This window comes from Streptomyces qaidamensis, assembly GCF_001611795.1.
Taxonomy (GTDB): Bacteria; Actinomycetota; Actinomycetes; order Streptomycetales; family Streptomycetaceae; genus Streptomyces; species Streptomyces qaidamensis.
The window spans coordinates 6,372,095-6,385,963 of record NZ_CP015098.1; the positions used below are offsets into that span (position 1 = coordinate 6,372,095).

General features: G+C 70.0%; 14 protein-coding genes and 5 tRNA genes. 16 read left to right on the plus strand and 3 right to left on the minus strand.

All coding sequences use genetic code 11. The annotated features are described in order from the left end of the window. Positions 1-216: 216 nt before the first annotated feature. The 10 genes from A4E84_RS28395 (at position 217) to A4E84_RS28440 (ending at position 6,545) form a co-directional block, all read left to right on the plus strand. Entirely contained in the window at positions 217-408 is a 192-nt protein-coding gene (locus A4E84_RS28395) for a hypothetical protein (RefSeq protein ID WP_062929256.1), read from the plus strand. Positions 409-581: 173 nt separating this feature from the next. Then, positions 582-1,358, plus strand: a complete 777-nt coding sequence (locus tag A4E84_RS28400) for a fumarylacetoacetate hydrolase family protein (RefSeq protein ID WP_033313200.1) — start codon at positions 582-584, stop codon at positions 1,356-1,358. Further along, a complete protein-coding gene (gene gltX, locus A4E84_RS28405; RefSeq protein WP_079129150.1) occupies positions 1,351-2,835 on the plus strand; it encodes a glutamate--tRNA ligase in 1,485 nt (494 codons plus the stop codon). Before A4E84_RS28400 ends, gltX begins: the two co-directional genes overlap by 8 nt. Positions 2,836-3,006: 171 nt before the next feature. Further along, positions 3,007-5,223, plus strand: a complete 2,217-nt coding sequence (locus tag A4E84_RS43035; RefSeq protein WP_062929258.1) for a hypothetical protein — start codon at positions 3,007-3,009, stop codon at positions 5,221-5,223. 29 nt (positions 5,224-5,252) lie between these two features. Then, positions 5,253-5,984 (plus strand): HAD family hydrolase, encoded by a 732-nt coding sequence (locus tag A4E84_RS28415; protein WP_062929259.1) that lies wholly within the window; start codon positions 5,253-5,255, stop codon positions 5,982-5,984. 89 nt (positions 5,985-6,073) lie between these two features. After that, positions 6,074-6,145, plus strand: a tRNA-Gln gene (locus tag A4E84_RS28420). Positions 6,146-6,166: 21 nt separating this feature from the next. Beyond that, positions 6,167-6,239, plus strand: a tRNA-Glu gene (locus tag A4E84_RS28425). 40 nt (positions 6,240-6,279) lie between these two features. Next, positions 6,280-6,352, plus strand: a tRNA-Glu gene (locus A4E84_RS28430). Positions 6,353-6,372: 20 nt separating this feature from the next. Next, positions 6,373-6,444: transfer RNA gene (locus tag A4E84_RS28435), tRNA-Gln, on the plus strand. 28 nt (positions 6,445-6,472) lie between these two features. After that, positions 6,473-6,545 (plus strand) — tRNA-Glu (locus A4E84_RS28440). 178 nt (positions 6,546-6,723) lie between these two features. On the opposite strand, the gene ndgR is transcribed toward A4E84_RS28440, so the two are convergent. After that, positions 6,724-7,440 (minus strand): IclR family transcriptional regulator NdgR, encoded by a 717-nt coding sequence (gene ndgR, locus A4E84_RS28445; protein WP_003993203.1) that lies wholly within the window; start codon positions 7,438-7,440, stop codon positions 6,724-6,726. A gap of 195 nt (positions 7,441-7,635) precedes the next feature. Between ndgR and leuC the strand changes: the two genes are divergently transcribed. The 4 genes from leuC (at position 7,636) to A4E84_RS28465 (ending at position 10,951) form a co-directional block, all read left to right on the plus strand. Further along, complete coding sequence (gene leuC / locus A4E84_RS28450) at positions 7,636-9,066, plus strand: 3-isopropylmalate dehydratase large subunit (protein WP_062929260.1); 1,431 nt, start codon at positions 7,636-7,638, stop codon at positions 9,064-9,066. A gap of 6 nt (positions 9,067-9,072) precedes the next feature. Beyond that, positions 9,073-9,666 carry a 3-isopropylmalate dehydratase small subunit gene (leuD, locus tag A4E84_RS28455; protein WP_062929261.1) on the plus strand — a complete coding sequence of 198 codons (594 nt, stop codon included), beginning with the start codon at positions 9,073-9,075 and terminating at the stop codon, positions 9,664-9,666. Between the two features lie 276 nt (positions 9,667-9,942). Next, the gene (locus tag A4E84_RS28460) at positions 9,943-10,173 is read left to right on the plus strand and encodes an SCO5555 family protein (protein ID WP_062929262.1); all 231 of its coding nucleotides are present in this window, start codon (positions 9,943-9,945) and stop codon (positions 10,171-10,173) included. Positions 10,174-10,309: 136 nt separating this feature from the next. After that, entirely contained in the window at positions 10,310-10,951 is a 642-nt protein-coding gene (locus tag A4E84_RS28465; RefSeq protein ID WP_062929263.1) for an HU family DNA-binding protein, read from the plus strand. Positions 10,952-11,022: 71 nt separating this feature from the next. On the opposite strand, the gene A4E84_RS28470 is transcribed toward A4E84_RS28465, so the two are convergent. Continuing rightward, entirely contained in the window at positions 11,023-11,226 is a 204-nt protein-coding gene (locus tag A4E84_RS28470; RefSeq protein ID WP_033313194.1) for a hypothetical protein, read from the minus strand. A gap of 9 nt (positions 11,227-11,235) precedes the next feature. Further along, positions 11,236-11,874: a 2-phospho-L-lactate guanylyltransferase gene (cofC, locus tag A4E84_RS28475; protein WP_062929264.1), complete on the minus strand. Its 639-nt coding sequence runs from the start codon at positions 11,872-11,874 to the stop codon at positions 11,236-11,238. Positions 11,875-12,033: 159 nt separating this feature from the next. Here cofC and A4E84_RS28480 point away from each other — a divergent pair, with 159 nt between their 5' ends. Both A4E84_RS28480 and A4E84_RS28485 read left to right on the plus strand, forming a co-directional pair. Next, on the plus strand, positions 12,034-12,831 hold the full coding sequence (locus A4E84_RS28480; RefSeq protein WP_062929265.1) for a lysophospholipid acyltransferase family protein: 798 nt from the start codon (positions 12,034-12,036) through the stop codon (positions 12,829-12,831). Then, positions 12,828-13,838: an NAD(P)H-dependent glycerol-3-phosphate dehydrogenase gene (locus A4E84_RS28485; protein ID WP_062929266.1), complete on the plus strand. Its 1,011-nt coding sequence runs from the start codon at positions 12,828-12,830 to the stop codon at positions 13,836-13,838. The genes A4E84_RS28480 and A4E84_RS28485 overlap by 4 nt, the downstream gene beginning before the upstream one ends. Positions 13,839-13,869: the final 31 nt, after the last annotated feature.

A 13,869-nucleotide genomic window follows, 5' to 3' on the forward strand; every position in this document is an offset into this window, starting at 1 on the left:
CCGTTTCGGTGCCGTGAGGCAGGGGTCCGAATTGACCGATTCGCCCTCTGATTCGTGAGGAAACTCACATGCCGATCATGGCCTTCGCGCGAACGAGCCGGGGAATCGCATGTTTAGCCTGGCGCTTTACAGCGATGACACAACCGACAACCCGCGCCCGTGCGGAGGTTTCACACACCCTCCCGGCGCCCGTCACAGGACAGGGTCAAGTAAACAGTGAAGACGACGACGATGTTCCACAAGATCGCCAACCCGCGACGCACGACGCTGGCTCACCTGGACGACGCCGACGAACTGCAGACGCCGGAGCGGCCGGAGCACCCCGTCGAACTCCCGGCCCAGACCGCAAACCCCAAGCGCACCGTCCTCATGGAGATCCCCGTCGCGGCCGCCGCGGCCGCGGAATGACACCTGGTAGTACGCGTGCCGGCCGCCGGATGCTCAGGGCGGCAGGACACGGATTTCGGAGGGGCGCCCCGCGTGACGGGGCGCCCCTTCACAATGCGCGGGGCGGGAGGACCTCCCCGCGTTAGCCTGGACCGTCAGACTCCAGCCGCTTCAGTCAAGGGGCCAAGCATCCCGTGCGCATCGCCAGGTTCTCCATCGACGGGAACGTCGCCTTCGGCGCCATCGAGGGCGACAAGCAGGACGAACTCGTCCTGGACATCATCAAGGGCATCCCGTTCGCGGACTTCGAGCTCTCCGGTACGAAGGTGCCGGTGAGCAAGGTCAGGCTGCTGCCGCCGGTGCTGCCCAACAAGGTCGTGGCCTTCGGTCGCAACTACGCGGAGCACGCCCGCGAGCTGGGCAACGAGGTGCCCGACGCCCCCTTCGCCTTCTTCAAGCCGTCCACCTCGGTGATCGGCCCGGGCGACGAGATCCAGTACCCCTCCTTCTCCGAGGAGGTGCACCACGAGGCCGAGCTGGCCGTGGTGATCGGCCGGATGTGCCGCGAGGTCCCGCGCGAGCGCGTCAAGGACGTCATCTTCGGCTACACCTGCGCCAACGACATCACCGCCCGCGACGTGCAGAAGCGCGAGAAGCAGTGGGCCCGGGCCAAGGGCTTCGACAGCTCCTGCCCGCTCGGCCCCTGGGTGGAGACGGACCTGGACGCGAGCGACCTCACCATCCAGCTCACGGTCAACGGCCAGCAGCGCCAGCTGGGCCGGACCAGCGAGATGATCCACTCCATCGAGGACCTGATCGTCAACATCTCCGAGGCCATGACGCTGCTCCCCGGCGACGTGATCCTCACGGGCACCCCGGCTGGGGTCGGCCCCCTGAACGTCGGCGACGAGGTCGCCGTCACCATCGAAGGCATCGGCACTCTCACCAACAAGGTTGTCAAGCGTGGCTAGCGCACCCGGCACTCCAGTACGCGTCCGTTTCTGTCCCTCGCCCACCGGTAACCCCCACGTGGGCCTGGTCCGCACCGCCCTGTTCAACTGGGCGTTCGCCAAGCACCACCAGGGCACCCTGGTCTTCCGCATCGAGGACACCGACGCCGCCCGCGACTCCGAGGAGTCGTACACCCAGCTGCTCGACTCGATGCGCTGGCTGGGCTTCGACTGGGACGAGGGCCCCGAGGTCGGCGGCCCGCACGCGCCGTACCGCCAGTCGCAGCGCATGGACCTGTACAAGGACGTCGCGGCCAAACTGCTCGACGCCGGCCACGCCTACCGCTGCTACTGCTCCCAGGACGAGCTGGACACCCGCCGCGAGGCCGCCCGCGCCGCCGGCAAGCCCTCCGGCTACGACGGCCACTGCCGTGAGCTGACCGCCGCGCAGGTCGAGGAGTACCAGGCCCAGGGCCGCGAGCCGATCGTCCGCTTCCGGATGCCCGACGAGACGATCACCTTCACCGACCTGGTCCGCGGAGAGCTGACCTTCACCCCGGAGAACGTCCCGGACTACGGAATCGTCCGCGCCAACGGCGCCCCGCTCTACACGCTGGTCAACCCGGTCGACGACGCCCTGATGGAGATCACCCACGTCCTGCGCGGCGAGGACCTGCTCTCCTCCACCCCGCGCCAGATCGCCCTCTACAAGGCGCTGATGGAGCTGGGCGTCGCCAAGGAGATCCCGTCCTTCGGCCACCTGCCGTACGTGATGGGCGAGGGCAACAAGAAGCTCTCCAAGCGCGACCCGCAGTCCTCCCTCAACCTCTACCGGGAGCGCGGCTTCCTCCCCGAGGGCCTGCTCAACTACCTCTCCCTGCTCGGCTGGTCCCTCTCGGCCGACCAGGACATCTTCACGACCGATGAGATGATCGCGGCGTTCGAGATCTCCGACGTGAACCCGAACCCGGCCCGCTTCGACCTCAAGAAGTGCGAGGCCATCAACGGCGACCACATCCGCATGCTGGACGTGAAGGACTTCACCGAGCGCTGCCGCCCGTGGCTCCAGGCGCCGTTCGCCCCCTGGGCCCCGGAGGCCTTCGACGAGGCCAAGTGGCAGGCCATCGCGCCGCACGCCCAGACCCGCCTCAAGGTGCTCTCCGAGATCACCGACAACGTCGACTTCCTGTTCCTGCCGGAGCCGGTGGAGGACGAGGCCAGCTGGGCGAAGGCCATGAAGGAGGGCTCGGACGCCCTGCTGCGCACGGCCCGCGAGAAGCTGGAGGCCGCCGACTGGACCTCCGCCGAGTCGCTCAAGGAGGCCGTCCTGGCCGCCGGTGAGGCCCACGGCCTGAAGCTCGGCAAGGCTCAGGCCCCCGTCCGCGTCGCCGTCACCGGTCGCACGGTCGGCCTGCCGCTCTTCGAGTCCCTGGAGGTCCTCGGCAAGGAGACCACCCTGGCCCGGATCGACGCGGCGCTGGCGAAGCTGGCCGCGTAACGCGACACTCCGAGCGGCAAGGGCGGCGTCCGGTTCGGGCGCCGCCCTCGCCGTGTCCGCCCAGCCGTCACCCGGAGTTCACTCTTCCGGGCAACTCCCGTCCCCGCACGGGACGTTGGATGCCCCCTGTGCGCACGGTGCGCGTGTGCGCCCTGGTACAGGGGGAGAAGCATGATCCGTTCACGAAGACTCGTCCGCGCGGCCGTCGGCGGGCTGGTCGCCCTGTCCTGCACGGTGCTCACCGCACCCGCGCAGGCCGCGCCCGAGGCCGACGAGCCGTCCGGCACCGTGCGGCTCGTCACCGAGAAGCGCGTGACCGTCGACTACCCGTGGGCCGGCGCGTCCGGCTTCCAGTACCGGCCGGGGACCACCACGGTCACCACGGTGGACTACCCCGACGCGGTCCCGCCCGCCCACGCCGGCCCGGACGACCTCGCCAGCGGCACCGACGTCCTCAACACCCTCGACGGCCGGACCGTCGCCCAGAAACACCGCTCCACGGGCGCCACCGCCACCGTCACGATCCCCACCGGCCAGGCCTACCGGGCCGCCGTCGGCTGGAGCGTGCTGACCATGGACGGCACCGGCGCCCTGCACGTCCTGCGTACCGTCGACGGCACCCTCCCCGTGGACACCCCGGTCACCGGCTTCCCCGCGGGCGCCCGGCCCGTCCTCTACCGCACCGGCGGCTCGGTCGCCCGCCTCGCGATCGTCTACACGCTGGACGGCAAGACGTCCGTGGGCCTGGTCGACCTCTCCGACGGCGCCTTCCGCACGTACGTCACCGGCGACACCGCGACCCCGCAGCTCGCCTTCAACGATCGCTGGCTCGTCGCCGACTGGCAGGCGATCCGGGTGGACGCCGGACCCGGCACCGAGCCCACCGCCCTCACCAGCACCGACGCCCAGCTCGAAGCCGTCGTCGGCGATCAACTCCTGATCGGCAACCCGGCCTTCGTCCTGGGCGGCACCGAGGCCGCGCTGACCGCCCGCTCCCTGGTCACCGGCGCGTCGACCACCGTGCTGGCCTCGTCGTTCGGCGGCATCGGCCCGACCCTGGACGGCGGCGCCCTGGCCACCGCGGGCCCCTCCAGCCTCGACTGGAACATCCACCGCATCACCTCCACCGGCACCGGCGGCCTCGCCACCACCGAAGTGGCCCGGGTCCGCGCCGCCGCGACCGGCGTGCAGGGACTGGCCGTCGCCGGCGGGGAGTTGTTCCTCTACGGCGCGACGCCCGGAGCCTCACTGCGCTACAGCAGCTTCCGGCTGGACGCCACCGGCCGACCCGACGGCCCCCAGACCCGCCGCAGCCCGGGGCTGAGCCCGTCCACCTGCCTCACCGGCGACGCCGCCTGCCCCCAGCTGGAGGCCCTCGGCGACGGCCGGGTCAGTCACCTGTGGACCGCCGGGACGGGCGAGGAATCCGTCGTCGGCGTGGGCCTCGACACCACCACCGTCCTCAGTGAGCCCACGGACGGCGACTCCCGCGGCCGTATCGGCGCCGGCACGGGCCGTTACGTGCTGTACAACGGCGGCTCCGGCAAGCAGCGGGTCGTCGACTTCCCGCGCGGGGCGACCGCCGGGGAGACCACTCTCACCCGCGACCGCACCGCCGCCGCGGTCTGGGGGCAGACCCTGTGGGCCCCGGGCAGCACCCAGGGCCAGGTCACCGGCCGCAACCTCAAGACCGGCTCGACCACCACCATCACCACCGGCGCCGCCTGCACCCTCACCGACATCCAGGCCGTCAACACCTGGCTGTACTGGTCCTGCGGCAGCTCGGCGGGCGTCCACGACCGGGCCACCGGCCGCAAGATCACGGTCCCGGCGGACCTCGGCCCGGCCCGCCTCGCCGACGGCTTCCTGCTCCGGGAGAACCGCACCACCCACGAGCTGCTGCTCACCGACTTCCACACCGGCACGGCCACCACCCGCACCCTGGTCAAGCTGCCCGCCACGGACCAGAACACCGGCGGCAGCAACGGCCGCTGGGCCGTCGACCGCTTCGGCGGCCCCATCGCCTACCTCAACGGCACGTACGGCGAGGTGTCGATCGTCCCCAGCGGCGTCCCCACCTCGCCCCTGGCGCAGATGGAAGCCCAGGTCCACGCGCCGTCCGTGATCGGCAAGGCGTTCCCCTGGGCCCCGGTCTGGCAGCTGAACAAGCCCTCCACCTGGACCCTGACCCTCATCAACGCCTTCGGCAAGCCCGTCCGCACGCTGACCGGCGCCTCCACCGGGGCCGCCGTACGCCCCGCCTGGGACGGCACCACCGACAGCGGCGGCGGCGCCACGGGCGGCCCCTACACCTGGAAGCTCACCGCTCACCCCCGCGACGGCCAGGGCCCCGACCTGACGCTCTCCGGGACCATGAACCCGGGCTGAGAGCGGAACGCGGTGGGTACGGTCGGAGTATGCGCATCCACGCCGTGGTCTGGGACGTAGACGACACCCTCTTCGACTACACCTCCGCCGACCGCCTCGGCATGCGCGCCCATCTCACGGCCGAGGGCCTGCTCGACGACCACGAGACCGTCGAGCAGGCCATCGCCCGCTGGCGGGAGATCACCGACCTGCAATGGGCACGCTTCGCGGCCGGCGAGTCCACCTTCGAGGGCCAGCGGCGCGACCGCGTGCGGGTGTTCCTCGACCGGGACCTCACCGACGCCGAGGCCGACGCGTGGTTCCAGCGGTACATCGCCCACTACGAGGCGGTCTGGTCCCTCTTCCCGGACGTCCTGCCCGTCCTCGACGCCCTCTCCGTCAGCCACCGGCACGCCGTGCTCTCCAACTCCAGCCTCCACGTCCAGGACCGCAAGCTGCGTGCCCTCGGCGTCCACGACCGCTTCGAGACCATCCTGTGCGCGGCCGAGCTCGGCATCTCCAAGCCCGAGGCCGGGGCGTTCCTCGCGGCCTGCGAATACCTCGGACTGCCGCCGCACCAGGTCGCCTACGTCGGCGACCACCCGGAGATCGACGGACGGGGTGCCGCCGACGCCGGACTGCTGTCGGTGTGGATCGACCGGGGCGGTCTGTACGCCACGATCGACCCGCCCGTCGGGCCGCACCGCATCGCCTCCCTCGCCGAACTGCCGTCCCTGCTCGGCTCGGATACTCGTTTTGGAGCCCCGTCCACCTTCGGGTAATGTTCTTCCTGCGCCGCGGGAGCGGGCCGGAAGGCCGGAACCCCAGGCGCACTACTAGAACAAATCCCCCTCGGGGGCTTGCGTTCCAGTGGCCTATGGTGTAATTGGCAGCACGACTGATTCTGGTTCAGTTAGTCTTGGTTCGAGTCCAGGTAGGCCAGCTCGCAGAGCTCATCTGCATCGCCCCCGTTGTGTAGCGGCCTAGCACGCTGCCCTCTCAAGGCAGTAGCGCCGGTTCGAATCCGGTCGGGGGTACTGGTTCCGAGCGATCGATGATCATCTCGGGACTGCTAGGGCCCCCGTTGTGTAGCGGCCTAGCACGCCGCCCTCTCAAGGCGGTAGCGCCGGTTCGAATCCGGTCGGGGGTACTGACTGGTCTAAACCACATTGGTCTATGGTGTAATTGGCAGCACGACTGATTCTGGTTCAGTTAGTCTTGGTTCGAGTCCAGGTAGACCAGCTCGGACCTGCGGAAACGCAGTGTCCAGGCCCCCGTTGTGTAGCGGCCTAGCACGCCGCCCTCTCAAGGCGGTAGCGCCGGTTCGAATCCGGTCGGGGGTACGTAAGAGGAAGGCCCTCCACTTCGGTGGGGGGCCTTCGTCGTACGTCCGCTCAGGGGCGCGGGGAACTGCGCGATCAACCACGGACAACCCGCACGCGACGGCACACCCCAAGCCGCAACGGCGCCTGGTCGGGGAAAGCCTGCCGCGGCGTTGAGGCCGACCCTCCCCGAAAACGCTCAGCCGGTGCGCCGAAGTGCCTCGGAGAGCCGCCCCGCCGCATCGATCACAGCCTGCGCATGCATACGCCCCGGGTGACGCGTCAGCCGCTCGATCGGCCCGGACACGGACACCGCGGCCACCACCCGGTTCGAAGGCCCCCGCACCGGCGCGGAGACCGACGCGACGCCCGGCTCCCGCTCACCGATCGACTGCGCCCAGCCCCGCCGCCGCACACCCGACAAGGCCGTCGCCGTGAAGCGCGCCCCCTGCAGGCCGCGGTGCAGCCGCTCCGGCTCCTCCCAGGCCATCAGGATCTGCGCCGAGGATCCGGCCTTCATCGTGAGCGTCGAACCCACCGGGACCGTGTCCCGCAGACCGGACAGGCGCTCCGCCGCGGCGACGCAGATGCGCATGTCGCCCTGACGGCGATAGAGCTGCGCGCTCTCGCCCGTGATGTCACGAAGGTGCGTGAGCACCGGGCCGGCGGTGGCGAGGAGACGGTCCTCACCCGCGGCCGCGGCAAGCTCTGCCAGACGAGGGCCGAGAATGAAACGGCCCTGCATGTCGCGCGCCACCATGCGGTGGTGCTCCAGGGCCACGGCCAGGCGGTGGGCCGTGGGTCGTGCCAGTCCGGTGGCACCGACCAACCCCGCGAGGGTGGCCGGGCCGGACTCCAGAGCGCTCAGGACGAGGGCCGCCTTGTCCAGAACGCCGACGCCGCTACTGTTGTCCATGAAACGATACTTGCGTCTCACTCTGTGAAACGCAAGTTCAAATTTCCGTGGAACGCGCCACCCTGGAATCACGAAGTCACAACGGCCCGTGACGTAAGGGCCTGGTGGTGTGTGCCCGGAATCAGGGGAACGGGCGCCGCCTCCTCACGATCTCTAGTTGGGTCGGCGGACCGTAGCCGACCGGAGGGAACAGCGATGGGTAGGACACTCGCGGAGAAAGTCTGGGACGACCATGTCGTCCGGCGCGCGGAGGGCGAGCCCGACCTTCTCTTCATCGATCTGCACCTGCTGCACGAGGTGACCAGCCCGCAGGCGTTCGACGGTCTGCGCAAGACCGGCCGGACCGTGCGGCGGCTGGACCTCACCATCGCGACCGAGGACCACAACACCCCGACCCTGGACATCGACAAGCCGATCGCGGACCCGGTCTCGCGGGTGCAGCTGGAGACGCTGCGCAAGAACGCCGCCGACTTCGGTGTGCGTCTGCATCCGCTGGGCGATGTCGAGCAGGGTGTCGTGCACGTGGTGGGTCCGCAGCTGGGTCTGACGCAGCCGGGCACCACCGTCGTGTGCGGTGACTCCCACACCTCCACGCACGGTGCTTTCGGTGCGCTGGCGTTCGGTATCGGCACCTCCCAGGTGGAGCATGTGCTGGCCACCCAGACGCTGCCGATGTCCCGCCCGAAGACCATGGCGATCACGGTCGACGGTGAACTGCCCGAGGGTGTCACGGCCAAGGACCTGATCCTGGCGATCATCGCGAAGATCGGCACGGGCGGCGGGCAGGGCTATGTCCTGGAGTACCGCGGCGAGGCCATCGAGAAGCTCTCGATGGAGGCCCGGATGACCATCTGCAACATGTCGATCGAGGCCGGCGCCCGCGCGGGCATGATCGCCCCGGACGAAACGACGTTCGCCTACCTCAAGGGCCGCCCGCACGCCCCCGAGGGCGCCGACTGGGACGCGGCCGTCGCGTACTGGAAGACGCTGAAGACGGACGACGACGCCGAGTTCGATGCCGAGGTCGTCATCGATGCCTCCGCGCTGTCGCCGTTCGTCACCTGGGGTACCAACCCCGGGCAGGGCGCACCGCTTTCGGCGTCCGTCCCCGATCCTGCTTCGTACGAAGACGCATCGGAGCGCTACGCCGCCGAAAAGGCCCTGGAGTACATGGGGTTGGAGGCCGGGCAGCCGCTGCGTTCCATCACGGTGGACACCGTCTTCGTAGGCTCCTGCACCAACGGCCGTATCGAGGACCTGCGTGCCGCGGCCGAGCTGCTCAAGGACCGCAAAGTCGCCGACGGCGTACGGATGCTGGTCGTCCCCGGTTCGGCGCGGGTGGGTCTGCAGGCCGTCTCCGAGGGGCTGGACGTCGTCTTCAAGCAGGCCGGCGCCGAGTGGCGGCACGCGGGCTGCTCGATGTGCCTGGGCATGAACCCCGACCAGCTGGCCCCCGGTGAGCGCTCCGCGTCCACCTCCAACCGCAACTTCGAGGGGCGGCAGGGCAAGGGCGGCCGCACCCACCTGGTGTCGCCGCAGGTCGCCGCCGCCACCGCCGTCCTGGGCCACCTGGCCTCCCCGGCCGACCTGGCCGACGCCGACGCCCCCACGCCCGCTGGAGTCTGATCAGTCATGGAAGCATTCACCACCCACACCGGCCGGGCCGTGCCGCTGCGCCGCTCCAACGTCGACACCGACCAGATCATCCCCGCCCACTGGCTCAAGAAGGTCACCCGGGACGGGTTCGAGGACGGGTTGTTCGAGGCCTGGCGCAAGGACGAGACGTTCGTGCTCAACCGGCCCGAGCGCAAGGGTGCGACCGTGCTGGTCGCCGGCCCCGACTTCGGCACCGGATCCTCGCGTGAGCACGCCGTCTGGGCGCTGCAGAACTTCGGCTTCAAGGCCGTGATCTCCTCGCGCTTCGCCGACATCTTCCGCGGCAACTCGCTCAAGAACGGCCTGCTCACGGTCGTTCTGGAGCAGAAGACCGTGGACGCGCTGTGGGAGCTCGTCGAGAAGGACCCACAGGCCGAGATCACCGTCGACCTGGAGAGCCGCGAGGTGCGCGCCGAGGGCATCACCGCCTCCTTCGAGCTGGACGAGAACTCCCGCTGGCGGCTGCTGAACGGCCTCGACGACATCTCGATCACCCTCCAGAACGAAGCCGACATCGCCGCCTACGAAGCCAAGCGCCCGGCATTCAAGCCGCGGACCCTCCCGGTCTGACCCGGGCACGGCCCACCGCCTCCGAACAAGGCGACTTTCGGCCACCGCAACACCCCCTCTGTACCCCCGATCAGCCCGATCGGGGGTACAGCCGTGTCTGCACCCGAACGGCCCTGCCCACCCCCTGTTCAGCTGCCAACTTCCCGCGTTATGCCGGTGGTTGCTGGGGTACGCGAGGGGTACAGCCGTGACTTCCACGTGTGCCCGGAAGGCCGTTTGAGGCGTCAGTTGTCCCCTGGGCAGGCGACAACTCGCCCCAGATGGCACAATCTGTGCATGGAACACGACGGCCAACTCGAGCTCTATGCGGCAGTCGCGGACCGACTCAAGGAAGCGCACACAAGGGTGCGCGCACTGCAAGTCCCGGAGGGCGTACGGATGGCGCTGACCCGGAAGCTGCTGGTCATTACGGCCGCGGCCAAGCACGATCTCGCCGACGCGGCAAGGCGGCTGGAGCGGTTCTCCGCGGACCTCGACGAGGGACGAATCCCCGACGAGGAACGCTGAACCCCTCGACACCGTCGAGTTCGTTGCGGCACAAGGGTGATAAGCCCGTTTCGTGTTTGATTTGCGGTATATATCTGCCTAACGTGCGAAAAAGCTTGAACACTTTCGTTCTGGCGATGTCTCCGAAGGGGAAGACGTGAACAAGGCGCAGCTCGTAGAAGCGATTGCCGACAAGATGGGCGGCCGCCAGCAGGCCGCCGATGCTGTCGACCATGTACTGGACGCCATCGTCCGCGCGGTCGTCTCGGGTGAGCGGGTCTCGGTCACCGGCTTCGGTTCGTTCGAGAAGGTCGACCGTCCGGCCCGGTACGCCCGTAACCCCCAGACGGGCGAGCGGGTTCGGGTCAAGAAGACCTCCGTTCCGCGCTTCCGCGCCGGTCAGGGCTTCAAGGACCTGGTCAGCGGCTCGAAGAAGCTCCCGCGTGGCGGCGAGGTCGCCGTCAAGAAGGCGCCGAAGGGCAGCCTGACCGGCGGTGCCGGCGCGACGGTCAAGAAGGCCGCCGCGAAGAAGGCGACCACGAAGTCGGCCGCCGCGAAGAAGACCACCGCCAAGAAGACGACGGCGAAGAAGGCCACCACGAAGACCGCGGCCGCGAAGAAGACCACGGCGAAGAAGGCGCCCGCCAAGAAGACCGCGGCGACGTCCAAGACCACCGCCGCGAAGAAGACCACCGCGAAGAAGGCCCCGGCGAAGAAGGCCACGGCCAAGAAGGCGCCCGCCAAGAAGTCGACGGCGCGCAAGACCACCGCCAAGAAGACCACCGCCCGCAAGAAGTAAGGGCGCTGGAGTACTCACGCGCCGGGCCGGACTCCGCACGGAGTCCGGCCCGCGGCGTGTTCAGCAAGTGGTCAGAGGGTCTGCAGGGTCACCAGAGTGATCCGGGGCGCGTCCTTCGCACCCTCCACCTCGATGCGCACCCGCTGGCCCGGGCGCAGCAGCCTGAGGCCCCCCGCGTCGAACGCGGCCGCGTCGAAGGGCACCGGGGTGCCGTCGTCCAGGAGCACCTGCCCGCTGCGGCTTTCGGGGTCGTATGTGTACGCGGTCGCCTGCATGGCCGCAGCCTACTGCCCGGGTATCAGCAATCGCGCGGCGGCCGCGGCCGTATGAGGGCCGACTCCCAGGGCCAGCGCGCTGCGCAGGTCCTCGCCGGTGTCCACGTCCTGGCGTACGGAATCCACCGCGGCGAGGGGCAGTTCCACGGCGCCGGACGCGCGGTGCCGGGCCCGGGAATCCGAGCCGAAGGCCGGGCGCAATTCGCGGCCCGCAGCGGCGGCCAGCAGGGTCGTGCCGATTGCGGCCGCGTCCGGGAGAAATGCGCGCGGGAATTCAGCGGCGGCTTCCAGTACCCGCGACAATTCCGCGGGGCGCAGGGCCGGCAGATCGGCGTTCAGTGCGGCCACGGCACGGGCCGGGCGGGCCGACCGTACGACCCGTGTCGCGTGTGCGAGGGCGGCGTTGAGGCCGCCGCCCGGCTCGTCGGGGATGATCGCGGCGCCCAGCGCCGCCAGCTCACGGCCCGCCCGGGCGTCGTCCGTGACGACTGCCACATCCCCTACCGCCGGGCAGGCCAGCGCGGCCGCCACCGTGTCCTGGGCGAAGGCCAGCGCCAGGTCCGGCCGCAGCCCGTCGTCCGCGGTGTCCGCAAGCCTGCTCTTGGCCCGGGCCAGGGGCTTCAGGGGTACGACCAGGGTCCACTGCACGGGTGTTCCGTCCTCCTCTTGTCGCGGTCATTGTCACCCGGGGCATCGGGCGGGCGGCGTGCCGGGGCGTACGGTGTTCTCGACAGACCGGCGGCCTGGGGCGACACTTGTGCGGCCCCCCGTGGCCCCGGCTTTCAGGCCCTAGAGGAAGGTGTCCGCGTGCCCCGCCGCAGAATCGGCTTCTGGTACCGCTTCGCCGCGGTGATCTGCAAACCGCCGCTGGTGGTTCTGCTCAGGCGGGACTGGCGTGGAATGGAGCACATTCCGGCAGAGGGCGGATTTATCACCGCGGTGAACCATAATTCGCACATCGACCCCTTCGCTTACGCGCACTTTCAGTACAACACCGGGCGCGTCCCGCGATTCCTCGCGAAGAGCGCGCTTTTCAAGAAGGGATTCGTCGGGGCCGCGATGCGGGGCACCGGGCAGATCCCCGTCTACCGCGAGAGCACGGACGCGCTGAGCGCCTTCCGGGCCGCGATCGAGGCCGTGGACCGCGGGGAATGTGTCGCCTTCTATCCCGAGGGCACCCTCACCCGCGACCCGGACGGCTGGCCCATGACCGGCAAGACGGGGGCCGCGCGGGTCGCGCTGCAGACCAAGTGCCCGGTGATCCCCGTGGCCCAGTGGGGCTGCAACGAGCTGCTGCCGCCGTACGCGAAGAAGCCGCATCTGCTGCCGCGCAAGACGCACCGCGTGCTCGCCGGGCCGCCCGTGGACCTCGCCCGGTTCTACGACCGGGAGATGACCGCGGACCTGCTGAAGGAGGCCACGGAGGCCATCATGGCCGCCGTCACCGCACAGCTGGAGCTGATCCGCGGCGAGAAGGCGCCCGAGACGCCGTACGACCCGCGCAGGGAGCGGATCGAGCAGCGGCACCGCACGCAGGCACAGACACAGACGCAGACGCACCAGAAGTCCGGACAGACCGTGCAGGAAGAGGGGCTGGGCAAGTGAGCAAGCCGGTCAAGGCGGCGGTCCTGAGCGCCGGTTCGTGGGGTACGGCCTTCGGCATGGTGCTCGCCGACGCGGGGTGCGAGGTCACCCTGTGGGCGCGCCGCCCTGAGGTCGTGGAGGCGATCAACTCCTCGCGGACCAATCCCGACTACTTCCCGGGCGTCGAGCTCCCGGAGAACGTGCGGGCCACCACCGATCCCGCGCAGGCCGCGGCGGACGCCGACTTCACGGTCCTGTCGGTGCCCTCGCAGACCCTGCGCGCCAACCTCGCCGAGTGGAGCCCGCTGCTGGCCCCCGACACGGTCCTCGTGTCACTGATGAAGGGCGTCGAGCTCGGCTCCGCGATGCGGATGAGCGAGGTCATCGACGACGTCGCCAAGGTCGGCCCGGACCGGATCGCCGTGGTGACGGGGCCCAACCTGGCCAGGGAGATCGCCGCGCGGATGCCGGCCGCGGCCGTGGTCGCCTGCACCGACGAGGCCGTCGCCCAGCGGCTCCAGACCGCCTGCCACACGCCGTACTTCCGCCCGTACACCAATACGGACGTGGTGGGTTGCGAACTGGGCGGAGCCGTGAAGAACGTCATCGGCCTCGCCGTCGGCATCGCGGACGGCATGGGACTCGGCGACAACGCCAAGGGCTCGCTCATCACCCGCGGTCTCGCCGAGACCACCCGGCTCGGCATGGCGCTCGGCGCCGACCCGCTGACCTTCTCCGGACTCGCGGGCCTGGGCGACCTGGTGGCCACCTGCTCCTCGCCGCTGTCGCGCAACCACACCTTCGGCACCAACCTCGGCAAGGGCATGACCCTGCAGGAGACCATCGCGGTCACCAAGCAGACCGCGGAGGGCGTCAAGTCCTGCGAATCGGTGCTGGATCTGGCCCGCCGGCACGGCGTCGACATGCCGATCACCGAGACGGTCGTCGGCATCGTGCACGAGGGCAAGCCCCCGGTGGTGGCTCTCAAGGAGCTGATGTCGCGCAGCGCGAAGCCCGAACGACGCTGAGCGACGCGGGGCCGACGGCGCTTACTACCGG